The sequence below is a fragment of the Algoriphagus namhaensis genome (assembly GCF_042649705.1).
In the GTDB taxonomy this organism is placed as follows: Bacteria; Bacteroidota; Bacteroidia; order Cytophagales; family Cyclobacteriaceae; genus Algoriphagus; species Algoriphagus namhaensis.
Genome location: NZ_JBHRZS010000007.1, coordinates 181,997 through 207,142 on the forward strand (window position 1 = coordinate 181,997; position 25,146 = coordinate 207,142).

17 protein-coding genes are annotated in these 25,146 nt (G+C 42.5%); all 17 read right to left on the reverse strand.

Annotated features, from left to right (window positions below; genetic code table 11):
- Window positions 1-24: 24 nt before the first annotated feature.
- The 17 genes from ACFOSV_RS09140 to ACFOSV_RS09220 all read right to left on the reverse strand — a co-directional run bounded on the left by ACFOSV_RS09140 (window position 25) and on the right by ACFOSV_RS09220 (window position 25,060).
- Complete coding sequence (locus tag ACFOSV_RS09140; protein WP_377905652.1) at window positions 25-3,471, reverse strand: ThuA domain-containing protein; 3,447 nt, start codon at window positions 3,469-3,471, stop codon at window positions 25-27.
- 111 nt (window positions 3,472-3,582) lie between these two features.
- Complete coding sequence (gene galK, locus ACFOSV_RS09145) at window positions 3,583-4,734, reverse strand: galactokinase (RefSeq protein ID WP_377905654.1); 1,152 nt, start codon at window positions 4,732-4,734, stop codon at window positions 3,583-3,585.
- The gene (locus ACFOSV_RS09150) at window positions 4,731-5,756 is read right to left on the reverse strand and encodes a LacI family DNA-binding transcriptional regulator (protein WP_377905656.1); all 1,026 of its coding nucleotides are present in this window, start codon (window positions 5,754-5,756) and stop codon (window positions 4,731-4,733) included. Before ACFOSV_RS09150 ends, galK begins: the two co-directional genes overlap by 4 nt.
- A 70-nt stretch (window positions 5,757-5,826) precedes the next feature.
- Window positions 5,827-6,810, reverse strand: a complete 984-nt coding sequence (locus tag ACFOSV_RS09155; RefSeq protein ID WP_377905658.1) for a M28 family peptidase — start codon at window positions 6,808-6,810, stop codon at window positions 5,827-5,829.
- A complete protein-coding gene (cysS, locus tag ACFOSV_RS09160) occupies window positions 6,800-8,293 on the reverse strand; it encodes a cysteine--tRNA ligase (protein WP_377905660.1) in 1,494 nt (497 codons plus the stop codon). The genes ACFOSV_RS09155 and cysS overlap by 11 nt, the downstream gene beginning before the upstream one ends.
- Window positions 8,294-8,603: 310 nt before the next feature.
- Window positions 8,604-10,130 (reverse strand): bifunctional phosphoribosylaminoimidazolecarboxamide formyltransferase/IMP cyclohydrolase, encoded by a 1,527-nt coding sequence (gene purH / locus ACFOSV_RS09165; RefSeq protein ID WP_377905662.1) that lies wholly within the window; start codon window positions 10,128-10,130, stop codon window positions 8,604-8,606.
- A gap of 211 nt (window positions 10,131-10,341) precedes the next feature.
- Window positions 10,342-11,565 (reverse strand): glycoside hydrolase family 18 protein, encoded by a 1,224-nt coding sequence (locus tag ACFOSV_RS09170; RefSeq protein ID WP_377905664.1) that lies wholly within the window; start codon window positions 11,563-11,565, stop codon window positions 10,342-10,344.
- A gap of 295 nt (window positions 11,566-11,860) precedes the next feature.
- Window positions 11,861-12,763: a hypothetical protein gene (locus ACFOSV_RS09175; protein ID WP_377905666.1), complete on the reverse strand. Its 903-nt coding sequence runs from the start codon at window positions 12,761-12,763 to the stop codon at window positions 11,861-11,863.
- Between the two features lie 688 nt (window positions 12,764-13,451).
- Window positions 13,452-14,465, reverse strand: a complete 1,014-nt coding sequence (locus tag ACFOSV_RS09180) for a pirin family protein (RefSeq protein WP_377905668.1) — start codon at window positions 14,463-14,465, stop codon at window positions 13,452-13,454.
- Window positions 14,466-14,556: 91 nt separating this feature from the next.
- A complete protein-coding gene (gene purN, locus ACFOSV_RS09185) occupies window positions 14,557-15,114 on the reverse strand; it encodes a phosphoribosylglycinamide formyltransferase (protein ID WP_377905670.1) in 558 nt (185 codons plus the stop codon).
- Between the two features lie 286 nt (window positions 15,115-15,400).
- Window positions 15,401-16,291: a glycoside hydrolase family 17 protein gene (locus ACFOSV_RS09190; RefSeq protein ID WP_377905672.1), complete on the reverse strand. Its 891-nt coding sequence runs from the start codon at window positions 16,289-16,291 to the stop codon at window positions 15,401-15,403.
- Between the two features lie 86 nt (window positions 16,292-16,377).
- The gene (locus tag ACFOSV_RS09195; RefSeq protein WP_377905674.1) at window positions 16,378-17,799 is read right to left on the reverse strand and encodes a glycoside hydrolase family 30 protein; all 1,422 of its coding nucleotides are present in this window, start codon (window positions 17,797-17,799) and stop codon (window positions 16,378-16,380) included.
- 86 nt (window positions 17,800-17,885) lie between these two features.
- Complete coding sequence (locus ACFOSV_RS09200; RefSeq protein ID WP_377905676.1) at window positions 17,886-19,058, reverse strand: glycosyl hydrolase family 17; 1,173 nt, start codon at window positions 19,056-19,058, stop codon at window positions 17,886-17,888.
- Window positions 19,059-19,592: 534 nt separating this feature from the next.
- On the reverse strand, window positions 19,593-20,834 hold the full coding sequence (locus ACFOSV_RS09205) for a glutamate-5-semialdehyde dehydrogenase (RefSeq protein WP_377905678.1): 1,242 nt from the start codon (window positions 20,832-20,834) through the stop codon (window positions 19,593-19,595).
- The gene (gene proB / locus ACFOSV_RS09210) at window positions 20,827-21,909 is read right to left on the reverse strand and encodes a glutamate 5-kinase (protein ID WP_377905680.1); all 1,083 of its coding nucleotides are present in this window, start codon (window positions 21,907-21,909) and stop codon (window positions 20,827-20,829) included. The genes ACFOSV_RS09205 and proB overlap by 8 nt, the downstream gene beginning before the upstream one ends.
- 86 nt (window positions 21,910-21,995) lie before the next feature.
- Window positions 21,996-24,125, reverse strand: coding sequence for a polysaccharide lyase family 8 super-sandwich domain-containing protein (locus ACFOSV_RS09215; RefSeq protein WP_377905682.1), 2,130 nt, complete (start codon window positions 24,123-24,125; stop codon window positions 21,996-21,998).
- Between the two features lie 77 nt (window positions 24,126-24,202).
- A complete protein-coding gene (locus ACFOSV_RS09220; RefSeq protein WP_377905684.1) occupies window positions 24,203-25,060 on the reverse strand; it encodes a geranylgeranylglycerol-phosphate geranylgeranyltransferase in 858 nt (285 codons plus the stop codon).
- Window positions 25,061-25,146 lie beyond the last annotated feature (86 nt).

The window sequence follows — 25,146 nt, forward strand, 5'->3', positions numbered from 1 at the left end:
TTTGGCTAGTTTATTTTGATTTAATTAATTGGGATTAAAGGTAATCCCTGCAATTATGAAGGTGCCTAGATCAGAACCTTGAGGTTTGCTTATGAAATAGATTGGCTCTTTCTCTGCTCCTGCGTTTTTATTTAATGTAATAGTTGCTTGACCATACATCACCGGCATATTTGGGTCTTTTACAGCTTGTCCTTGCTCATAAGTGCCGGATCCTATCAATTCACCACTTGGACTTCCTATTCGAATTTCAAAGTCAACTGGAACAGTGATAGGTTCTTGCGAAGCCACAGTTAAGGTGACCGATCCTATCCCTGTCATGTCCAAGGCGGGAAGTGAGAAATGACCTTCCTCTCCTGGCACGGTCAGCAGATTTCTTCCGCCAAAGGCCATAGCTGCATATCCGTTGAAGTCTCCGGCTAATCCTGGATCTACAGAATTAGGAATTAAAACCACAGAGTTACTTCCTGTCAAAGGCTTCACGCTAGTGCCTCCTGCATCGGTGTAGGATGCATTGATCATTAAGGCTCCATTTGGTGATGCTGGCTTGCCCATGGTTGGATCAATAGTACCTGACGCAGGTAGACTTGGTTTTTGCTCACCTTTTAAAGAGAAAATATAGGCTATCAAGGCATTCAAGTCAGACTCTTTCAAATCCGGGTTGGCAGGCATGGCTGTTTCACCCCAGACGCCTCCACCACCATTCTTGATTTTGTCCATCAAGTATCCGCGATCTCTATTTCTATATTTTGCGGCCACAGCGCTATATGCTGGTCCTATAGAGGTTTCATTTTCCTTATGACATGTTTTACACGTTAGTGACTGTACCAGGGCCTTTCCTGTCATGGCTTCACTCATGATTTTGTGTCCCATATCAGCTTCAGCCTGATCAAATCCTTCGATATAGTCAGCAGCAATATAAAGCTGGCTTAAATCTTCAGTAGAATGATCAGCGTCTGTTACACTAACTTCATAAGCTACACGCTTGCCTGGGAAGTAGAAGGATTGATTTCCTTGAATAGTTATATTGACCTCTGGCGCACTGTTACCAGCGTAGACTATGGCTTTTGGGCTTGTTCCAGCAAGTCCAGAAGGATCTGAAGCACTTACGGTAACCTCATATTCACCAATCGTATCAAAAGTGGAGGTTAAAGTTGGTTCGCTGGTAGTTTCTGTCTTGCCATTTCCAAGATCCCAGGTATAAGAAATAGGGTCTCCTTCAGGGTCTTCTGCTACTGCCGTGAACGTTACAGTCAATGGCAATACTCCAGATGTTTTATCGGAAGTAACCTCTGTGACAACTGGCGCACGATTTCCACCATTAAAATCAATTCTTCCTAGACCAGAATCTGCATTTTTGCTGAACCAGCCTGTGCCATATTCAAGGATGTATATTTTACCATCAGGCCCCATTTCCATGTCGATCAGAGAGTTGAATTTTGTGTCTCCCATAAATGGTTCCATTTTGGAAAAGTCTCCGTTATCATCCATAGTCACCACTTTTACCCAACCTCTTATCCAATCATAGATGAAGAGTTTCCCGTCAAAATAATCAGGGAATCTAGTCGCTGAAGGATACATATCTGAGTAGTATACTGGACCAGCCATGGCATTTCTTCCTCCCGTACCTACTTGAGGGAAATCAGGGGGATTATCATAAGGATACCAAATAAATGCAGGCTGAGCCGGGGGCAGCTCATTGATTCCCGTATTGTGTGGCGAATTATTCACAGGCTTTGCAGGATCAAATGCGGTACCTGTTTGGCCTGTTTCGTAATTAAATTCTCTGTATGGGTAGTTGTTACCCACGAAGTAAGGCCATCCGAAATTACCAGCCTTTTTGGCTTGATTGACTTCATCATAGCCTTTAGGTCCTTTGACTCCGAGTGAGTCTGCACGGGCATCTGGCCCAACTTCACCCCAATAGAGAAACCCTGTTTTTTGATCCACTGAAATACGATATGGGTTTCGGTTACCCTGAACGTAGATCTCGGGGCGAGTTCCTTCTGTTCCTGGAGCGTATAAATTTCCTTCAGGAATGGTATAGCTTCCGTCTTCTGCTACTTTAATTCGAAGAATTTTGCCTCGAAGATCATTTGCGTTTCCAGAGCTTCGACGAGCATCCCACTGCTTTCTCCCTGTTCGAGGATCTAGAGGAGCGTACCCGTTGAGAGTATATTGTGAGTTGTTTTGATTGAAAGGGGTGGAGTTATCTCCCAAAGAAAGAAAGAGGTTTCCATCTTTATCGAAAGTAATTGAACCACCTGTATGGCAACAAATGTATCGATCTGAAGGTACATCCAAAATCACTTTTTCGGAAGCCATATCCCAAACTCCATCCTTGAAGGTGAATCGAGAAAGTCTATTGATTTCCGCATCTCCTGTCGGAGAGTAGTACACAAACACGAAATTGTTTTGTGCATAATTAGGGTCTTTTTGAATTCCCATCAGACCCTCTTCGGCGTTTACCCCCTGAACTCCACTTTGCCAATAGACATCCAGTTTAGCTACTTCACTCAAGCTTTGCTCTGCTTCATTCCAAAAGAGAATTTCGCCTCTTCTTTGCGAAATAAGGATATCCAAATTCGGAAGTACGGTCAATTCTGTGGGTTCTGTAAAGTCACCAACCGCTAGCATGGTCTTCGTAAATCGATTCTCCTCAGGAGTACGTTTTTGCTTTGCCATTGAATAGTCCAAAGCTAAATTTTCACCTATGGCGAATTGAATTCCAGCAAGGAGGTGCTTTAGGAAGTTTTCCTCTTGATAAGATTCTTTGGTATGTCCGCCTCCGGTGTAAAATGCTCTTCCGCCATCGAACTCGTGGTACCATGCAATTGGGTGTTCACCCATATCTAATCCTCCCTGATAGGATGATTCGTCGAGCATCAGGAGCTTTTTGGTGTCTGGATTGACTTGCTTATAGGAGTACCATTCGTCAGTTCGCTCCCAAGAATCAGGTAAAAAGTCAACTGATGGGTGCTTTTCTCCAGTTTTTGTAATTACTCCAGGTTGAACGTTTGGATGAGGGTCATTAATTCCTGGATGGTCTGCAAAATATCCGCCTACTAGCTTATTGTACCAACCCCACTCATACTCCGTATCAGCTGCGGCATGAATCCCAACATAGCCTCCTCCAGATTGAATATATCGCTCAAAATCGGCTTCTTGATAGTGATCCAAAACATTACCTGTCGTACTCAGCCAAATGACAGCAGCATACTTTTCAAGGTTTTCTTCATTGATGTCTGATGCATTGTCAGTGGCATCTACTTCAAATCCATTTTCAGTACCAAGTTTTTGGATTGCAGCCAAACCGTCCGGGATGGACTCATGATAGAATCCGGCTGTCTTGTGAAAGACCAAAACTTTGGGTGTTCCTTCTCGTTTTTTCGAGCAGGAGCTGAACATGAGTCCCGTAACTAGAATCAGGACAAACAAGCTCAATAGGGTTTTTAGGTTTTTTGAAAATTGCATAGGGTAAATATTTGGGGGAAAAATAATGAAAAATCCCCAAAAACACCTGAATTCGGTATAGTCGGCCAGTATCAGGTATGAGCTGATGAATTTTGTAAAAAACTGTAAAAACTAAGAAACTCCTTTTGCGCCAGCAGATAATTCTACTGGGATAAATTCCGGTGATAGCTGGAATCGATTCAGGTAGCTTTCTCTTATTTTAGATTCAAAGTCAGGAAGATGACTGGTCTCTACAAGGTTGAGTGTGCAGCCTCCAAATCCTCCTCCCATCATTCGCGCTCCCAATACTCCATCCATGGTTTTGGCGGTATTCACTAAAAAGTCTAACTCCTCACAGCTTACTTCGTAGTCTTCTCTCAGACTTTGATGCGAGAGATACATGTGCTGCCCAAGAGCTTCTAGGTTTCCTCTTTCTATAGCCACTTTTGCGTCCAAAACACGTTGATTTTCGGTTATGATATGTTTAGCCTTTGGCCAAAGTTTAGCAGGCAAAAGTTTTTTAACTCGGTCAAGTTGTGAGAATGGAATATCCCTCAATGTTTTGATTCCCAGATAATCTTTCTCTAGGATTCTCACACTGTCTTCACATGCTGCCCTGCGATCATTGTATGCGGTATCTGCCAGACTGTGCTTCACCTTGGTATTCACCAAAAGGAGTTGGTGATTAGTCAAGGTGAGTGAGATGGATTGATGGGTATTGCTGCGGCAGTCGAGGAGCAATGCATGACCTTTTTCTCCGAAAATTGAAGCATATGGATCCATGATCCCACACTTCAGACCTGCAAAGAGTTGTTCTGATTTTTGGCTGTATCTGGCCAGAGATTTCTTGTCAACAGACAGATTGAAAAGATGCGAAATTGCTGTTCCCACTGCGACAGAGAGTGCTGCTGAGGATGAAAGCCCGGCACCGACAGGAATATTTCCACCAATCACCATGTCAAATGCCCCGAGCGAAAATCCCGCCTGCTGCAATTGACTGACCATTCCCATGACATAGGTGCTCCAGTGCCCTTTTTTGGGTGAAAATGAGGTGGGGTCAAAGGTGTAGGATTCTTGGAAATCTATTGAAAATAGGCGGCAGTGAGCAATTTCATTTCGCTGAATTCCGATATAAATACCCTGTTCCACTGCGGCTGGGAATACAAACCCTTCTTGATAATCAGTGTGTTCTCCAATCAGGTTGATTCTCCCCGGAGCAAAAAAAAGCAGAGGTTCGCCGTCAAATTGACTCTCAAATTCTGCTCTAAGTAGGGCTTTCATCATCCCGTGTAGCCTGTCGATTTTCGAGGAACGAGAGTGGTATCGAGTACGATGGATATAGGTTCATCCGAAGCCAGTCCTTCCAATTGATCCAAAAGATGGCTCACGGAAAGTTTGCCCATTTCATATCCTGGCTGTGAGACGGTGGTCAATGGCGGTTCGACTACGGCAGAGGTAGGGTTGTTTGTGAATCCTGCGAGTGACATGTCTTCAGGCACTTTGATGCCTTTACTTTTCCAATGCGTGAGGACATCCACGGCCAAGGGATCGATCATACAAAAGACACCATCGGGCCTTGGATTCATATCAATGATTTCTTGGGCTACCTTGATGTTTTGTTCCTGTGTCAAGTCTGTAACCTTGATCAGACTTGGGTCTTCTTTGATCCCAAACTCCTTCAAGGCTTGGAGATAGCCTTTTTTTCTTTTTTTGGAAATGTACAAATCCTCAGGACCTGAGACGTACATTACCCTTTTACAACCCATTTCGATCAAATGTTTGGTCACTTGATATGCGCCATTTTGATCGTTGAAAGTGATTTTGGTGACTGGCATATCTTCTTGTACCCGGTCAAAAAGTACGAAGGGGATCTCACGCTGGTACAATTCATCTAAGTGCTCGAAGTGGTTTGTTTCACGACTTAGGGAAATCAAAAGCGCATCGACTTGCGTAGCTACAAGGGTCTTGATATTGGCTTTTTCCAACTCAATAGATTCATTGGACTGGCAAATCATGACATTATAGCCTCTTTTGTTGGCAAAATCCTGAATGCCACTGATACAGGAAGCAAAAAAGTGAGAAGTGATTTCTGGTACGATTACGCCGAGGGTTTTGGTTCGGCTGATCCTTAAGCTTTGCGCGAGCAAGTTTGGCTGATAATTCATCTCCTTAGCCATTTCTGCGATTTTTCGCTTAGTCTCTGGATGCAATTCCGGAGAATCCTTCAGTGCTCGAGAAACTGTCGAGACAGATACACCAAGTCTCTTGGCGATCTCTTTCATCGTTACCTGATGCCCTTTTTTCATTTTCTAGTTTTGCGTAAACTTTCTGTAATCGTGTGCATAATGATACGCAACTTTTGTCAAAATGTGTTTTTTACTCCTGATAAAGTGTAAATAATATGGTCTCTCCCACAGCTTTGAGTGGTCTTTTGTCAATTAGGGTCATATTATCACCGTGGGTGTGGTGATATGAGCCAAAACCATAATCAGGTGAAAACTCAATAATATTGATCATCGGAATTCCTGCTTGTCCATTAACGAAAAGATGATCATCTAATATTTCAGGTGAATCTTTACTTACAAAGAAATCCCCTTGTCCAGCTCGGGCAGCATTGTCCCAAACTTTTTTCAAAATGCCAGAAGCATACTGTCTAGAAAATCCTTCTCGGTAGAATCTAGCTCCTTTTGCACCTACCAAATCAATCAAAATGCCGTAATAGGCAGAGTAATTAGGTTTATGTTTGTTTTGCGACCAGTACTGTGATCCTAGGCACCACCAGACTTGCTCATTGCTTCGGATGCTGGAATATTCCGGCTCGCCATCATCTTCTCCGTCGAAAAAGATAATATCCACTCCCACATCTGGCTTTAAATCCCCAGTACCGATCACCCGGGCTACTTCCAAAAGTACTCCGACTCCCGAGCCTCCGTCATTAGCTCCGTCTATAGCCTCTTCGAGTCTCTCGGTATCCTTATCGGCAATTCTTCTGGTATCATAGTGTGCCGCCAATAGAATTCTTTTGCTGGCTTCAGGATTATAAGAAGCGATGATATTGGTTAGGTCCCAAGTAAGCCCGTCGTAAGTTTTTGATTCAAAATCCTGCTCCTGTACGGCAAAACCATAGCTCGTTAGCTTTTGGATCAACCATTCTTGAGTCGCGGCATGTCCCGGTGTCTCAGGAACTCTCGGTCCAAAGTTCACTTGGGTCTGAATGTATGCATAAGCCGAATCCGCATTAAAACTTGGATACGGTTTGGCGACGAGTTCGTCAACTTTGGCACTGGACTTTTCTTCAGGACTGCTACAACCTATGGCTAGGGCAAAGACAAAACCTATAATCAGTAATCTACTCTTCATATGCCCAATCAATTTTATCTTTCATGTCCTTAACCACAAAGCCCATTCCTTTCAATCCAGCCCGAATTTGATCGACTTTGTCATAATTTCGAGCAGTTTTTGCCTCTGAATAAAGCTTCAGCATAAGTTCAAGCATTTGATCTTGTACATCACTTTTCTCCTCGGTTAGGCCTAAAATGTCAACCACAAATTTGGTGAAGGTTTCGATTAATTTATTGAAAACCGTTTCTCCAAGAGAAGCAGACTGCAGCTGTCCTGTAAACATAGAGTTGATTTTTTTTAGCAAATTGAAAAGATGACCGATAGCCTGAGCGGTATTGAAATCGTCATCCATGGCCCGATAAGCACTTTGTATGCTAGATTCAATCTGTCTGATCTGGTCCTCATCTAGGGTCACATCCGCATTACCTTCAAACTTTAGCTCGCGCGCAATTCTCAATCCATTGATGATTTTTTTGTACCCCTTTTGGGCAGCTTGTAAAGCATCATTGGAAAAATCCAAGGTAGATCGATAGTGCGCCGTAAGGATAAAATATCGAATGGTCATTGGGCTATAGGCCTGCTCGAGCAAGTCATGCTTTCCTTGGAATAGCTCTTGGAGAGTAATGAAATTCCCTAAAGACTTGCCCATTTTCTGCCCATTGATAGTGATCATATTGTTATGCATCCAATAGTTCACAGGGTCTTTGTGGTTGCATGCATTGCCTTGTGCAATTTCACACTCATGGTGAGGGAACATCAAGTCCATTCCGCCTCCATGAATATCGAAATGGGTTCCCAAGTATTTGGAGCTCATGGCAGTACACTCTAGGTGCCAGCCTGGGAAGCCCATTCCCCATGGTGAATCCCACTTCATCAGGTGTTCCGGAGCAGCATTTTTCCAAAGGGCAAAATCCACGGAATTACGCTTTTCGCTTTGACCGTCAAGGTCTCTGCTACCACTCATCAGTTCGTCTATTACTCTTCCGGAAAGGCGTCCGTAAGGCGTCCGCTCATTGTATTTCAAGGTGTCGAAGTATACTGAGCCATTCACCTCATATGCAAGACCTTCTTTGAGGATAGCCTCTACTAAAGCTATCTGCTCAGGGATATGTCCCGTGGCCCTAGGTTCTATATTTGGTTTCCAAGTATTCAGCAAAGCCATATCTCTATGGTATGAATCCGTGTATTGCTGTGCAATTTCCATGGGTTCCAATTGCTCAAGCTTGGCCTTTTTGGCGATTTTATCCTCTCCCTCGTCTGCATCCCCTTGCAGGTGGCCCACATCCGTGATGTTTCGAACATATCGAACGCGAAAGCCCAGATGAGTGAGGTATCGATTTACCGTGTCAAAGGTGATCGCAGGACGTGCATGGCCAAGATGTGCATCTCCATAAACGGTAGGCCCGCAGACGTAAAGTCCAACAAATGGTGGGTTAATCGCTTGAAAATCTTCCTTTTGACGGGAAAGTGTGTTGTATAGTTTGAGGTTATGCGACTTCATAAGTATTCAAAAGTACGAAATACGAAATACCAAACGTGGTTTTAGCCCTGCTTGGTTTAAAACAGTTTGCAAATTAAGCGTTTGGTCCGGGAATGGAAAAGCTTAATGAAGGAAAGCTAAAAGGTAGCGAGGTGAAGTCTAAAATCTAAAGTAAGAGGGCTGAAGTCTTGGTTTTTGCCTCTTGATACTTATTTCTCGATACTAAATGGCAAGAAAAAACCTTTGAGGAGATTTTGACTTCGTTTCTCAGCCAAAAATAGCACCTCAAAGGTTTTTCAAATTTTAAGTATAAAATCTCTATACCAAGATCTTAATGCTTAAAGTGTCTTACTCCCGTCATGACCATGCTCATTCCGTGTGCGTCACAGAAGTCGATGCTGTCCTGATCTTTGATGGATCCGCCTGGCTGCACCACCGCAGTGATTCCCGCCTGATGAGCAATCTCCACACAGTCAGGGAAGGGGAAAAAGGCATCTGAAGCCATCACTGCTCCATTCAAGTCAAAACCGAAAGCTTTTGCTTTTTCAATGGCTTGACGAAGGGCGTCCACTCTAGAAGTCTGGCCTACACCACTGGAGAAAAGCTGATTGGAGTTGGAAAGAACGATGGTATTTGATTTGGTATGCTTACAAATTTTTGCAGCAAACACTAAGGCATCTTGCTCCTGATCGCTAGGTGCTTTTTTAGTGGCAACTGTAAATTCGGCTTTAGTTTCTGTGGCTAAATCTTTGTCTTGTTCAATGACTCCGTTGAGAAGGGTTTTCATCATTTTGGTACCTGGAAGGTCCATTTTTTGAACTAGGAGAATTCGATTTTTCTTTTTCATCAATATCTCCAAAGCCTCATCTTTAAATGCAGGAGCGATCAAAACCTCAAAGAAAAGCGAATGCATTTCCTCAGCAGCATCCTTGTCCACCGTTTGGTTGGTCACCAAAACGCCGCCAAATGCTGAAGTTGTATCAGCTGCGAATGCCTTCTGATAAGCCTCTTTCACTGTAGGTGCCAAAGCAACTCCACAGGCATTGGTATGCTTTAGAATAGCGAAAGCTGTTTCACCTTTGAATTCGGCAATCAAATTTACCGCCGCATCAACATCCACGAGGTTGTTGTAGGAAAGTTCTTTTCCATTCAACTGGTCAAAAAGGGCCTGCATATCACCAAAGAAATGGGCAGATTGATGCGGGTTTTCGCCATATCGAAGCGCTTTGGCTTTCGTTTCGGAAACCTTCAAAGCTGGAATTTCTTCGGTCTGATTGAAATAATTGAAAATATGTGTGTCATAATTGGATGACACATTGAAGGCCTGAGCGGCAAAGTACTTTCGGTCAGCTAGGGTAGTGCCGCCATCCTGTTCAGCTAATTTTGCCTCTAATTCAGCATACTGATCTTTGGAAGCGATGATGGTTACATCTTTGAAATTCTTCGCGGCAGCTCGAATCAAAGAAATACCCCCGATATCAATTTTCTCAATGATGTTCGCTTCAGAAGCACCTGAAGCCACGGTTTCCTCAAATGGATATAGATCCACAATCACTAAGTCTATGGCTGGAATTTCAAATTCAGCAGCTTGGCTTACGTCTCCTTCATTTTCTCTTCTGTATAGAATTCCTCCAAATACTTTTGGGTGCAAGGTTTTTACTCGTCCACCAAAAATAGATGGATAGCTAGTCAACTCTTCAACTGGAATGACTTCAGCTCCTTGTTCTTCAATAAATTTTTGTGTGCCTCCGGTGGAGTAGATTTTGACTCCGTGCTTTTTAAGTAGGGCAATGATAGGTTCGAGATTGTCTTTGTAGAAGACAGAAATGAGGGCGGATTGGATTTTTTTTACAGCCATTTTTGGAATGGGATGATTGAAATTTCAATAAGTGGCAAAGGTAAGAATTTGACGCTAGTAATTTGAAATTGAGTAATGGAGAATTTAAAATTGGGCAAAAGAGAATATTTGCACTGGTAGTTTGCAGTCTACAGGACAGCCAAGTTGACAACCTACTTCCGAAAGGCTGGCTCCCAACCGACAACAGACAACCGAAAACCAACAAACTGCCTTAGTTCGAATTAGCCGCCTTATAGATCGCGTCTAGCAAACTTCCTTCTTCCTTAGTGTCGTTGCCGAGCTCCCAGAACATAATTCCCCCTAGACCTTTATCCATCGTGTATTTGGTTTTTAATGCCACAGAAACCGTGTCATCATAGGATACGAAGAGTCCTTCTTGAGCATTGTACATAAATGGAGCTTTCGCTTTTTCATCCCAAAAACGCTCGAAATTAGAGTCTTGCTCGTATTTTTCTCGGATTTGGTGATAGGCCATCCAGCCTATGTGCATCCTACCACTAAGCTGATAGAGTCCATTATTATCTGCAGGAACTCCTCCCCAAACTCGTCCATAAAAGGCACTTCCGATCACTATTTGATTCGGCTTAACTCCCCTAGCCAGTAAAAAATCCACAATCTTCTCTGCCGAACGAGGATGCGGATCCTGACTTCTGCCAGACTGATAGATGCTATCTAGGTGTGCATGAAAAGGAGTACCTTGGATTTCCTCACTTTTCACACCTCCCAGTGGGGTATGATGCCCTGTATAAATGGAATTGCCAGATACCTGATCGTAGGTCATAACATTGGTGTAATCGGCATATTTCATCACCTCATCCATATCCACAAAGTCAAAATATCTCTTCCAGCCTGCTGAGGCAAAGGTCAAAGTTTGGGGTGTATCCAGGCTGTCTAGCATTTCTCTTAAGCCTTTCATCAATGCCGTGAAATTATCTTTATCCTCGGGTCGAGCCATCGTCCCGGCTCCAGATATGCCAGGGTATTCCCAGTCCATGTCCATTCCATCGAGTTGGTATTTCTGGATAAAATCCTTAGCACTTGCAATAAATCTTGCTCTGCTCTCTACCGTCAAAGCCATATCCGAGAATCCATCCGCTCCCCATCCTCCACATGCGATCATGACCTTTAGGTCTGGATGTCGTTCTTTTTGCTGAACCAAAGCCGCCAATTTAGGTCCTGTACTTTCTTCATCCTGAAACTTCATTTCTCCATCAATCACCTTGGTAAATGAGAAAATGATATGCGTGAGTTTTTCTACAGGAATTTTCTCGGGTTGATAGTCTCGCTCCGGTACATAGTAGGCCATAATCACAGGGCCTGAAGGTTCTGGGCTGGGTTCGATCTCGGTGCTTTGCTGGGACTCCTCGGGGGAGGAGCAACTCCAAATCAAACAAAGCGAAAGCAATAACAGGATAGGGAAGGAGGTCTTGAACATGAGGAATTGGCTTGACTTATTAAATATTTTTAATAAAGTATTAATTACTTGATTAAAATCTTTAATTACAATTCCAGTCCCAAAGTTTTGATGGTATGTTGGGATAATTTTTAGCCGCAATAGATGAAAATTGATAATCTAAAAAAGATTGTTTCATCCTTACGTCCTCGTAAGGACTCAAACTTTCAACTACAACTAGGATAAAAGTCCAAGAGAAAAGTTTTAAGTGGTAGTTGAAGTGGGTAGTCCACTTGATTTCGGCGGGCAAGCGGACAACCCATTACTGTCAACCACTTTACTTCGAAGTATCCATGGCTTTAAATTTTTCTAAACCATAAATCAGATCATCTGTAAGTCTTTCAGTGATCTTGGGAAGCCCATCGGTATACCACTGGGTGATTTGGCCAGTACCCTTGTCCATGTCTCCTAAGGGGATCTGTTCTACTTCAAAGAAAGCTGTACTATACATCATACCTCCACGGTAGATATTAACAGTTTTAGCACCGATGACTCCTGAATAATCTATCGATTCATCATCAGCAATAGGTCCAAAAAGTCCCATTTCTACTCCATTGCAGACTAAAAGTTTTCCACCCTTCTCTATACTGACTCGAACTGCAATGACCAACACGGCATCGACTCCAAGTTCTTCAGCCAATAATCCCAAGGTAGAAGGAGCCTTAAAATCGCTAGACAGAATAGATGGAGTAATTGGGTAGAAGGCATAGCCATCTGCAGATACTGAGCCCTGTCCTTCGGTTTTGCCTTGCAATCTGCTGAGTAGGCCACCACTAAAAGCTTTTAATACTCCACTGAGCTCAATGGTTTCAGCACCTTCGTCATAGATTTTTTGTTCTTCCGCATTATCGATGAATTCGCTAGGCTCCTGTACTGCGATTCCCTGTTGCGAAAATTGATTTTCTATTACAGGAAGCATTTGTGAAAGTAGCTCATTAGAAATCACGTTACTTCCAGTTTCGGTAAGAAAGTTTTTTTCATAATACTCCCAGTTCCCAGCTTTGGACGAACTCCACGTGGATTCGTCCCATAGTTGAAAAGTCAAGACCCCTATCTTTTTGGGATCAGGCATATTTTCTTTTTCAAATAACTCAGCTCCGATCAGCCCTTCCACCGCATAGATATGGTTCAATCCAGTCTTATGGGATTTGACAAGTTTATCCCATTGTTTGTCATTCATTTCAGCGATGTCTGATAGACTTTTTTGAGCAAAACTGGCTTGATTAGGAAGAGAAATTAAACTCGAAAAGACAAACAGAAAAAAGGTAAAAATTGGACTTCTAAAAAAAGATATGTTTCTGTTTGAATTGAAAATAATTGTGTTCATGGTTAAAGAATTTTGTTTGATGAGGCATAAGTATAAAAAAAAATAAAATTCAAAACGAACTGAAATCTATTTAAAATGCATATTAATGTATTCGAAGTGCATTTGTAAAAGCATCTCTACATACTTTTGCGGCTGTTTGGGTCAAAGAAATGAACTAATGCCCTTAATATGAGAGGTTAGTGCCCTTTTGGATTTATGAAAAGAAATCTAGATCTAGCCAGCTTTCTTAGTAGGATGGGATAAGGGTTGATTTGGTCATGTTTTGGTGGCTATTATTTTCAGTCACTTCCTTTTCGCAGCCAAAACATAAACGGATGGACTTTTTATTTACCCCTGGTTAAAACCCGTAGTTATTTATAGTTAAATCCAAGCGGCATTACTCATCCTTCCTCTTCGACCCTTAGATTATGAAATTTAAACTTCCACATGAAAAGGACAAGAGAACAGTTGTCAGTGGTAATTGCAGTTGGTAATCCACCTGCATTCGGTAGGCAATTGGGGAACCAAAGTCCCTCCAACCTCCTAAATTCCAATCTTCCGACTACTTTACTTCCTCGCTTCCATCAGCGTGTAGTGCAAAGCGCCCTTTGTCTCGAGGGTGTGCCACCTCTCTAGCTTGCCAAGGCCAGCCACCGAATTGTGTTCGTCCATATTCCCTCATGGTTTGCTGGATTTCTTCCACCGTATTCATTACAAATGGTCCATGCTGAACCACCGGTTCTCCAATGGGCTTTCCTTCCAAAATCAAGAAATAAGCTTCTTTGTCTCCGTTTTTGATGATGATATCTTCGTCAGCTTTTGCCTCTACGATGCTTTTCACTCCGATTTGTTTTCCTTCGATGCCTATGGAATCACCTTGATAAAAGAAGATGGATCGATTGGCCGCTGAGAGCGTGGCCGGTAAAGTCCAAGTGGAATTTGCCTCCATTTTCACGGTGTAGACTCCTACTGCATTATCTGGATTTGCAGCCCATGAATCGGGTGTAGGTTCCAAAGCTTTTGTTCCTTCAATGGAACCTGCCACGATATCTACCTGAGTGATTTTACCATTTTCATCAGTATGGGTATGCACTGGAATGTCCTCCTTCCAGAGCATTTTGAAGTGTGGTTCCACCAGTTTCGATACTCGGGGAAGATTGAGCCAGATCTGAAAAATTTCTAGTGTGTTTTCCTTGTCCTCATGTAGAAGTGGAAACATCTCAGAGTGCTGTACACCTCTGCCAGCGGTCATCCACTGCACATCCCCAGCCATAAATCGGCCCGCTGCGCCTAGCGAATCGGTATGATCCACGACACCTTGCTTATTGATCGTGATAGTCTCAAACCCTCGGTGTGGATGAAAGGGGAATCCTGGCATACTTTGGCCATGATACATGCTCCAGCCATCTTTTCCTTGGAAATCCTGACCGATATTCCTTCCTCGAAGATGCTCTGGTTTAGCTCCCATTTGGGGGTTGCCCTCTGGGAAATAATCCATATGATAAGCACAAAAAAGAAATGGGTCCTGAGTTTGCCAAGGAAAACCTAGTGGCTTGATAGTTTTGATCTTGCTCATGAGTATATGTTTGGTCAATAAATCACTTGATACATTAAACCCTTTGTCCTTCCATAAAATTCCATTGACTCCTGTCAATTTGATTTTTTGCTCAGAGCAAGCTGTCAATCACCTCGGGGAAATATCGATGCTCCAGAGCATGAACTTTTGTGGCAATATCTTCTGGGCTATCGTCAGGGTTGACAGGAGTGGCGGCTTGAAAAATGATTTTGCCTTCATCGTAGTTTTCATTCACCAAGTGAATGGTAATGCCTGTTTCTGAATCTCCGGCTGCCTTAACAGCTTCATGCACATGAGCTCCGTACATTCCCTTTCCTCCGTATTTTGGAAGTAAAGCAGGATGAATATTAACCATTCGGTCTGGAAATGCCCGAATAAGCTCTGCGGGAATCTTTAAAAGGAAGCCTGCCAAGATTACCCAATCGATTTTTTCAGTCTTGAGTTTTTCAAGTAAAAAGCCCTCCTCCAGTTCTTTTTTGGAGAAAGTAAAAGAGGAAACGTTAAATTTCTTCGCTCGCTCTAGAACAAAAGCTTCTGCTTTATTGGAAGCAACTAACGCGATTTGGCCTTTCTCAGAGTTTTTGAAATGCTCCATTATTTTTTCGGCATTACTTCCACTTCCGGAGGCGAGGATGGCTAGACGTTTCAATTTGAGTGGATTTTATTTGGAGTTTAAAATTAAACCATTCTAAAGGCGAGATCAAAAAAACGGGAATGATTTAGGAGAATGAAAGCACCCTGAAAAACTTTTTTCTGACTGTAATAGTCTTGCGCTTTAAATTTATTTCCCTGAATAGCGACGCTTTAAAAAGAGGGACTTTATGGCTTTCTGTCTGGAAAGAAATAAATGAAGGCCTAGGTATTAAGCTTACCCCAAAAGCAAGCTGGTGTTTGAGGACTCCACTAATACCTAGGCTTTATAGCTTCTGTTGAGATTAGTATTTCAATTGCTCATTCTTATCCCAAACTCCCCAGAAAGCACCCACATCCCCTTCGTTGCCTACTTTCCATGATTCGTCGAAGGACGAGAAATAAAACAACTCTATGCCATCCTCTTTAGACCATTGCTGGGCATTGATGAAATATTTGATAGCATTTTCAGTAGAGGGTTCTGCGCCACGTAAATTGGAACCTTGGTCTGGCCAGCCTGTTTCCGTGATGATCACTCGCTTTCCTTTGCCTGCCTCAGTAGCTATTCTGAACATTTCTTTCATGTACAGTAGAGAGTGTTCAAGTGGACAACCTTCCCAAAAAGGATAGCAATTGGCTAGGATTACATCACATGCATCAGCGACGGCTGGATGATCATGAAATTCATAATATGCATCTACATACCCTACGTGCACATCCTTTTGGATTTTACTTTTTACTTCGTGAATATATTCAAGAAGCTCAGCCTCGGTAAGATCTCCCCGATAAAGTACTTCATTGCCAACAGCAGCTATATCAACTAGGCCTTGATTCACCAATTCAATCAAATTAGCTACTTCTTTTCGGTTGGTCTCTGGGTCATCACCTAGCCAAGCTCCAACCATGGTCTTGATGCCTAGTTCTCTTGCGACTTTTGGGATGAGCTCATTGCCTTCGGTGGTAGAAAAAGACCGGATCCATTTGGTGTGTGGTTTCAATACCTCCAATCTTTTTCGGATTTGTTCTTCGGTAAGTTGATCACCTGGTTTTTGACCTTCCAAATAGGGGCTAGCACAAAAACCATGGACACCGCTGGTCAAATGTTGTTTTAAAATTTCTTTCAAATCAGCTAATGGCTTTTCTGCTAAGTCTGAGGAAGCGAGAGAAAGAAATCGCTCTTGTCTAAATGATGGCATGAAATAGTTATTAATTAAGAGGCTGAAATTACAATTCGACTTGGCCTGGTACAAGTCATTTCTTCTTCTTTTTCAAAGACAGTAAATTAGTTATTTGAGGGGATCAAAATGGTTTGAATAGCTTGGGGACTGATGGAAATCAATTGTTTTTCTTCTCCAAGCTTCAATTCAAATACTTTTTTTTCCATGTCTTGGTTTAAAATAACCACTGCAATGGATTTGTCAGGGTTTTTTGCTGCAGTAACCAATAGGGAATCGTCTTCTTTTTCTACCCCAATTACTTTGGCTCTTGGTCTGATGTATTTGCTGAAATGGACTAAAGTGTAATAAATAGGAGTATAATAGACTTCATCCGAAGCGGGGTCTACGATTACAGGTGCGACACACCAATTTTTAAACCAATTTGGTCCGCCTTGTCGATCCAGTACTATATTCCAATCAATCCAGCCATCCACCCAATTATTCAAACAGCCAATGATATCTCTGGCATAGCGGTAGGTCGGGACATATTTTGGGTGTAAATATTTTTCATCCTCAGGAGCCCAGTCCCATCCCCAATCGGTAGCTTCTTTGCTCCAATACCAAGCATCATCTTTCCACTTTGGAACTTCTGCATCCACACAAGCTTCAGTTTGGATCAGGTATTTATCAGGAGCGATAGCATGCGCATAGTTCAAGGCTTCCGGGAAAACCTCATAAGTGCTTTCATACCAATGAATGGCCGTTCCGGCAAAATATTTTGAGGACTCCCCGGTGGCAAACATGACGTCGACCCAATCCTTTAGACCAGCTCTATTTTGATCATAGCCGAATATTTTTATGGCTGCCTGACCATTATTTTCGAGAGTTGGTCCTAGATGATGCTGCACAAACTCGGTCATCTCTTCAGGTGAATAATGCATGCTCTCCCAATTATTTCCGTTGCCATGGGGTTCGTTTTCGACCGTAACTCCCCAGATCGGAATGCCCTCAGCTTGATAAGCAGCTAGGTATTTCGCGAAAAACAAAGCCCAAGTGGGATAGTGTTCTTTGAGCAATTTACCACCAACCCAGTCTTGGTTATCCTTCATCCAAGGGGGAGCTGTCCAAGGTGAGGAAATGAGTTTAAACCCATCGCTGGAAATAGTCATGGCGTCCTTGATCAATGGGATAAGTAATTCTCGATCCTTGTCGATCGAAAAATTTTCCAAATGAATATCTCCTGGAACTGGAGCATAGGAATATTGACTCAAGGAAAAATCACAGGAATTAATATGTGTTCGAGTCAAGGAATACTTGGCGCCGGAATCACCAAAATAGGCCTCTAGGATTTCACTTCGTTTTTCTGGACTTAATTGACTTAAGACATGAGCAGAGGATTCGGTAAATGATCCCCCAAAGCCTGTGATAGTCTGAAACTCCTTGGAAGAATGGATTTCTATCAAAGAACTTTCCCCACTAAGGTCAAAAACCTCAAGTTTCTGGAGCTTCTTTCCATCAGCCGAAGTTTCAATTATTTCAGTATTCAAGTGAAATGGTTTTAAGTGCTGCAGACTTGCTAATCGAAATTAAGTAAGTATGGACAGGTAATTCCAGACTAGTTTATATTAGTTTTTTATTTCAAATGATGATTTAAAGGAGGAATCATCGCTTTTTCAAGGACTAATTTCTCATTTCCATCGAAGGACTTGGTTATTGGGCGACCATCCCGAGTCAATCCATCAAAGATACCCTGATCTACTTTTTCCCAAAGGGCGTACTTGGCTTTTCCGTCGACAGTAATCAATCCAAAGTGATTTTCAGAACCAACCGAATTTGCAGCATCCTTCCAAGGCTCGTCAAAGGCTTCAAAATAAAAACAGGAAATACCATTTTCATTGGACCAATTTCGCATGGATTCATAGTAGAGTTTTTCTTTGTACTCATCACAAGCCTTAGAACCATCTGGACCGTAAAATCCATCCGAAGTCGTAGCCCATCCGGTCTCTCCGATATGAACCGGCTTTCCTGGAGCGATACGCTGCACATAAGCCTTGACTTGCTCATATTGATCTGTTGCAAAATCAACTGCGCGTTTCATGGCTAAGGAAAGTGATTTTTTCTTAGGTAATTTTTTTTCCTCTGGAGTAAGGCCCCAAAAGAAAGGATTGTAGTGAGTGTTGTGCATCGGGTAGGTGTGCATCGATACAAAATCAACCGCTTTGATAAGTTGCTCTAACTCCGGCACATGATACATGGGATCACCACCTCCCCAGGAAGAGAAATCATCAGATGAGGTAATCCAAAGATCTTTTGGAAGTTCGTTTTTGGCTTTGAGTTTCTGGAGGTGCAAAACCCACTTCAGGATAACCCCTGGCTGCACATAGTAGGACTCGGCCCACTTCACCATTGCTTCATTTCCGACGGCGATCACCTTGATTATTGATGGGTATTCCTTTGCAAGGGCGATCGCTCGGTTAATTTCACCTTCATTTTGCTCGCTCTCTTGATGATGATCTGGAGTTAATTCCGTCCAAGCATGTTTACAATCAATCCAGGCTCCCAGCATCACATACATTTCAAAATCAGGTTGTTCTTTTTTCAACTCTGAAATTGCTTTGACCACATTGGGTGCATGGGGAAGTTGCACGTTGTAGGTTCGTAGGATCCGAATGCCCATGGCATAGAGAATTTTTAAATCCTCCTTAAGCTGGGTAAGCGTAGGCTGCTTTTTTCTTGTGGTGTCGCGATAGCCTCCAAAAGAAATGGCGAGGTAATCGGGATTCCCTAAGATGTCTTTAGCGGTCATGGTTTGTTAGTTGATTTGTTGGCTGGGCTTGCAATTATATTATTTAATTTTCTTTTTTCTGCAGTTTATCGTACTGCCTTCCGGCAATAATTCGAGGTTTGGTTCCTAATACTTAAGTAAATTTTCCTCTCGGAAAACTCAAAATAGCCCATGGCTTCAATTGTAATTTCTTGGGTTTTTTCGAGACAAGTCAATTACACAAGTTTCGGCTAAGCTTCATAACCGTAAGCCTAAAGCCTTAAGTATGGGGTGGTATTTTTGACGCCTTCCTTTTTATCGGAAGCTGCGAAATGTATACGCTCTACCCCCTGATTTTTTTACCCGTTGTATTTTAACCTTTCATCTAGAGATAAGGATGAATAAAAGTTTCATTTTGAGTCTATCGTAAACCATTCAGTTGGGAGGTTTAAAAAACCATGAACAGATGGATTTCTAGTGAACTATTCTTTATTGCTTCTTGTGAGGCCATGCTACTTGAGAAGAAATTAAATCTTCCGGCATTTGAATTATTCAATCTAATTCTTCAAAGACTTTTTAGGTTCTCACTTGACCATTTCCTCGAACGATCCATTTATAACTGGTCAATTCTTTGAGTCCCATAGGACCTCGGGCATGGAGTTTTTGTGTGCTGATCCCTATTTCTGCCCCAAGACCAAACTGAGCCCCGTCAGTAAAAGCAGTTGAGGCATTTACATAGACTGCAGCAGCGTCCACCGCCAATAGAAACTGATCGATTTCTGAAGGATTTTCAGACAAAATCGCCTCTGAATGTTGAGAAGAATAGCGCTGAATGTGTTCAATTGCTTCCTCAATCGAATCCACAGTTTTAATTGCCAATTTGAGGCTGAGAAACTCTGTCCCGAAATGCTGTGACTGAGCTGGAGAGATCAGCGGATGTGTAGCTAAACTGCCAAAAGCTCTTTGATCTGCAAATATTTCTACCTGATGTTCTAAAAGCGGCTCAAGTATTTCGTTCAATTTTTCCAGATGGCTGGAATGGATAATCAGACAATCCAAAGAATTGCAAACGCTGGGCCTTCTTGTTTTTGCGTTTAGGATGATTTTTTTGGCTTTTGCTATATCCGCAGAAGGTGAAATGTACGTGTGGACAATTCCGGCTCCCGTTTCTATCACGGGAACTTTCGCGTTTTCTCGGACAAATGAAATCAAACTTTGGGAGCCACGAGGGATAATGACATCTACCAAGCCCACAGCTTCAAGAAGTGCCTTGGTCGCAGATCTATCTGTAGGTAAAAGCTGAAAGGCTTCTTGAGGTATATTGTTTTTTTCGAGTACTCGGTGGATCAGTAGCATAATGGCCAAATTGGAAAATTCAGCGTCAGAACCACCTTTCAAAATCAGACCGTTCCCTGATTTAATGGCAAGTGCAAAAACATCAAAGGTGACATTAGGTCGGGCTTCATAAATCACGCCAATCACTCCAAGCGGAACACTCACCTTTTTGAGCTCTAGTCCATTGTCTAGGGTTTTACTTTCCAAGACCTCATGTAGGGGACTTGGTAAATTAAGCACTTGATGAATCTCATCGCAAATATTTTGGATTCGATTCTCATCCAGAAGCAAGCGATCATACATTGGGTTCGTCGGAACCATGCGATCGAGATCTTTTCTGTTTTCAGCGATCAAAAACTCAGATTGGTCAGAAGCTAATTCTGCCAAATCTGACAAAACCTTTTTGATTGTTTCATTCGAAACCCCGAGTAGCTTATGGCTGGCATTTTTAACATCTTCAAAGATGTATTGGTACTCATTCATGATCAAAAAGATAGAGGTAATTGTAGTGAATTAGTGCTTTTTGTTGGCTGAGACCGATTCGTTCCTTGGCCAGCTTGTCATTGTATTCCGCCCGGCCCAGCCCAATCGGCTCACTCTTTTCATCCGTAATGAGGAGGATGTCTCCCTTAGAAAACTCACCCTCTATAGCTAAAATCCCAATGGGCAAAAGACTTCGAATTACGCTGGAGGTTAAGGATGCCTTGGCACCTGCATTGATTTTAACCTGACCTTTGTAGTAGGCCGTTCCGTGTGCCAACCATTTTTTCACACCATGTTTCAAAGCTTTTGGCTCAAACCAAGTGTGAGGTAAATCTTCTCCTTCCAAAAGGCCTAGCACACCATCTCTTTTCCCATTCGCGATCACAACCTGAATTCCGAGGTTAGCCGACTTTTTTGCCATGGCATATTTGGTCAGCATACCGCCTCGACCAAAGGAGGATTTACTAGCGCTAATGAATTCTTTGACTGAAGAAGTTTTAGAATTGATTGTTGATACCAATTCAGAACTGGGCTTATTTGGGTCTCCTGTGAAAATTCCGTCGACGTTCGTGAGAAGCATCAGCGTGTCAGCATTAATCATGGCAGCGGTTAAGCCAGCTAGTTCGTCATTGTCGGTAAACATGAGCTCTGTTACGGTCACCGTGTCATTTTCATTGATAATAGGAATAATACCCTGATCCAGTAACGCCTCGATGCATCCTTTCATATTCAAGAAGTGCTTTCTATCTCGAAAATCTTCTTTGGTAACTAGGATTTGTGCACAATATGATTGGTGCTTGCCAAAGAGTTTTTGGTATTCATGAATGAGGGAGATCTGACCGGTGGCCGCCCAAATTTGTTTTTTGAGGATTGGATTGAGTTTTTTAGAAAAGCTGATTTTTTGTCTACCAAATGCCACTGCACCTGAGCTCACGAGCACTATTTTTTTACCCTTGGTCTTGAGGTTTTGAATCTGCGAGACAAGGCTTGCCATCCGATCTAGATCTGGACTTCCATCGGACCTGGTGAGTACATTTGACCCAATTTTGACGACGATAAGTTTGCTCGCGTTCATTTTTGATACAATCGATATTTAAAGAGATCCTCTACTAAAGATGGATGAAGAATTTTCTTTTGTAATGTTTGCTAACAAACTCGTGTTTAAAATTCAACAGTCTGTGAAACGGTGGACCCTGCCAAATCCCCTTCAGGCAGTTTGAAAGTCACCGTTTTATCCACTCCTTCCAGACGAATACTTACAACGAGGTTTCCTTTGAGCGTTTGGGTAGGTTCAGCAGCATGGATTTTCCATGTTTTTTCATCCACACGCTGAAGTTGAATTAACGAAGGTTGATTAACGCTGACTTTGTTATTATCCCACTCAAAGCTGGCTTTTTCGTAGAAAACCATTCCGTAGAGATCCTTTCGCTCGTCCTTTACGACTTGTGCAAAGGTCTTGTTGCTCAAGATTTTGATTTTATCTACGGGCTTAGATGATGCTGTCTGGTAGTCTGCTACGCCAGGTGTAAGCATGTATTCATAGCTTTTGTACTTGGGGTTGCTTCCATGGTCAATCCAAAGATTGAAAATCTCCGCCTCGATGGTTTTGGCTGATGAATTGGAATTGATCTCTGACCAGGAGCCCTTTTGGACTTGTGCAGAAAGGACAACATTTTGGGCAGAAGGAAAGTAGTAACCCACACCGTCATGATAGACCCACTTCACCCCATCTTTATACTCTTGTAATCCCTTGGGTATTTTGTCAAAGTTTGAATCTTTTGCTACCCAAACATCTCCCCGGAGATGCACCTGATTTAATGTAGTGCCTATTTTTTCGCTTCTATCACCAAAAATTCCTGTGCCTAAACAAACTATGATATCATCGAAAAAGAACCAGGATTTCTGGGCCTTAGTCTCATAATCATTCATTTTATAAACGGAAACGCCATTTAGGCCGTCACTTACACCCCCGACGAAACTTGCATTTCCGCTCTTCGCATGCCAATTGGTTCGCTTCTTTAGATTTTTATTCTCTGGGGTAGTAGTGCCCGGAATCCTGTACCACTGCCAGTTTGGGAAAATATTGTAATATTCATTTCCCCGCATGGCGATAAACATGGCTCCTTCCGTAAGCCAATGGCCTTTGAGATTTTCTCCGTTACCTGACTCGGTGCGAATGCTTCTTGAGGAAGCGTTGTTTACACTGACCATAAACTCTGGTCGGTTGTGAACCATGTAATCAGATCTCCAATAGTTAGTATTGGAAGGCTTAACTCCGGCCCCAGGGTCAGCATCTTCATTTATTCTGGCGATGGCCTGATCATATTCGGCTCGATGCTCGTCGATATCTATATCCCTGATCTGCTCTACAAGGCTAGCATTGGTTCTTGTATTATTAGATCGTGCTATGCCACGTCCGATCACAGCATAGTCGATGTATTTACCACGAATTACATTGAGGTATCCTTTTCTCATAAAATTGGAAATGAGAGCAATTTGATCTTTGCTAAACTCAAACTGCGTATCCTTGACATAGACGGCTACATTCCGTATTCCTAGAAGGTACTCGCGGCCGTACCCATGGATGTATAGTTCCGGCCCATGGGCGTGAAAAGAAAAATCACGTTGGATACCTTCCCCGTTTGATATTTTGATGGATTTGGAAGTTACATCTACTGCCTCCTTCAAGAGATCACTATTCTCCGTCAATACCGCCTGCATAATCATGTGCTGGGCAATGTCAGTGAGGTTTGATCCATCCGAGCCTGGTGTTTTGTAAATGGAGACATATTTGTTCATCCACTCCAGCATCTTGTTCTCAAGTGGCTTACAGATTCCTTCCTTGCCTCTCCGCATGAGAATCAGGATTCCGCCCACTTCCTTCGGAACGCTGATGCTGGTCCACCACCAATTATCAGAGGTAGGTTCTGGGCTCAAGGAAGTCCAATATTCCAGCCCTTTGACGATTTTGGCATGTACTTCAGGGTCTTGGAAATACTTGCTTTTGGATTTAATGTAGGATCTTGAAATGATGCCAAGGCGTTTCAAATGCTTATCAGCGGGCCATCCAGTCATAGATTTAGAGGCGTAATTTAAGTCTGGCCAGCTGCCATTATCGGCCATTGAGGCCAAGTAGTTGCTTGATTCCTTGTCGGCAGCTCCAGTATTATATTGGCTATGGTACTCACTGAATATCCTGCCTTCGATGACTTTAAAATCTTCCTGCTGAGCAAAAAGTGGAGAGACAAAAAGTGTGAGACAGCAAGCAAAAAAGAAGGAAAAGCTTTTCATGGATAACAAAATAAGGGTATGAGGATTTGCGCTTAAGATGAAAATTAACAAAACCGAGAGGTTTTTGAAACAATATCCTAGAGAAATGCCATACTCAAGGTGCCAACTAGCATCAATAGTTTCGCATACAAACTGAGTCTAGTAAAATGCTCTTTGCGGTCTCCTTGATAGATTTTTAGCATAAAATAAATGAAAAAGACTGCCAGCACCCCAAAGTAGTAGAAAAGCTCAGGTTGGTTTAAGGATAGGGAAATTAGGACTATAGAAATCACAAAACAGGCTGCAATGATAAAAATTACTTGTTTTGTTCGGCGAAAGCCAAAAACAATGGGGAGCGTTCTACATCCATGCTTTCTATCACCCGGTCGATCTTCTATGTCTTTAATTATTTCTCGAATGAGGTTGAGGTAAAAAGCAAACACCGCATAGGTAAAGATCAAAAGTTCTGATTTTCTATAGTAGATCGCAACCAGGTAAATAGCCAATCCGGTAAGGAATGCTACAGTAAGATTCCCTATGAAAGGTCGTCTTTTGAGTTCATTGCTGTAGAGCCAAAGCAAAAATGCCGCAAAGAAATTGAACAAGGCAATTCTTGGAGAAACCAGATATCCCAACCCGATTCCAGCAAAATTGAAAATACTATGCAATACGATAACCACTCGTCGCTTGATACCCTTGCCAACAACCACTTCATGAGGACGGTTGACATAGTCTATTTTTACATCGTAATAGTCATTGATCATGTACCCGGCAGCGGTGATGATCACAGTAGAAAGAACAAGGATATAAAGCTTGTAATCTTGAAGAACGGGCAATCCTAAGTCGTTGGTTTCCACCAAAAAATGAGCTGCCATCAGCTGCGCCAACGCGACAATCAACAAATTGATCGGACGGCTGATCCTGAATAGACCTTTTAGCGAAAGGGAGGAATTCATTAAAATAGGTTTGAGCCTTAAAAATACTTCAAAACCATGGGTATTTCACTTTTTTATGCCATTTATCCTTGAGGTTCTCCAAAAGC

Bases quoted from the DNA above. Each gene is read 5' to 3' on its own strand.
- ACFOSV_RS09155 (WP_377905658.1), bottom strand. From the start codon at position 6,810: ATGAAGAGTAGATTACTGATTATAGGTTTTGTCTTTGCCCTAGCCATA.
- ACFOSV_RS09140 (WP_377905652.1), bottom strand. From the start codon at position 3,471: ATGCAATTTTCAAAAAACCTAAAAACCCTATTGAGCTTGTTTGTCCTG.
- ACFOSV_RS09205 (WP_377905678.1), bottom strand. From the start codon at position 20,834: ATGAATGAGTACCAATACATCTTTGAAGATGTTAAAAATGCCAGCCAT.
- ACFOSV_RS09150 (WP_377905656.1), bottom strand. From the start codon at position 5,756: ATGAAAAAAGGGCATCAGGTAACGATGAAAGAGATCGCCAAGAGACTT.
- galK (WP_377905654.1), bottom strand. From the start codon at position 4,734: ATGATGAAAGCCCTACTTAGAGCAGAATTTGAGAGTCAATTTGACGGC.
- ACFOSV_RS09190 (WP_377905672.1), bottom strand. From the start codon at position 16,291: ATGCCATCATTTAGACAAGAGCGATTTCTTTCTCTCGCTTCCTCAGAC.
- ACFOSV_RS09170 (WP_377905664.1), bottom strand. From the start codon at position 11,565: ATGTTCAAGACCTCCTTCCCTATCCTGTTATTGCTTTCGCTTTGTTTG.
- ACFOSV_RS09200 (WP_377905676.1), bottom strand. From the start codon at position 19,058: ATGACCGCTAAAGACATCTTAGGGAATCCCGATTACCTCGCCATTTCT.
- ACFOSV_RS09180 (WP_377905668.1), bottom strand. From the start codon at position 14,465: ATGAGCAAGATCAAAACTATCAAGCCACTAGGTTTTCCTTGGCAAACT.
- ACFOSV_RS09215 (WP_377905682.1), bottom strand. From the start codon at position 24,125: ATGAAAAGCTTTTCCTTCTTTTTTGCTTGCTGTCTCACACTTTTTGTC.
- proB (WP_377905680.1), bottom strand. From the start codon at position 21,909: ATGAACGCGAGCAAACTTATCGTCGTCAAAATTGGGTCAAATGTACTC.
- ACFOSV_RS09220 (WP_377905684.1), bottom strand. From the start codon at position 25,060: ATGAATTCCTCCCTTTCGCTAAAAGGTCTATTCAGGATCAGCCGTCCG.
- ACFOSV_RS09175 (WP_377905666.1), bottom strand. From the start codon at position 12,763: ATGAATGACAAACAATGGGATAAACTTGTCAAATCCCATAAGACTGGA.
- purH (WP_377905662.1), bottom strand. From the start codon at position 10,130: ATGGCTGTAAAAAAAATCCAATCCGCCCTCATTTCTGTCTTCTACAAA.
- cysS (WP_377905660.1), bottom strand. From the start codon at position 8,293: ATGAAGTCGCATAACCTCAAACTATACAACACACTTTCCCGTCAAAAG.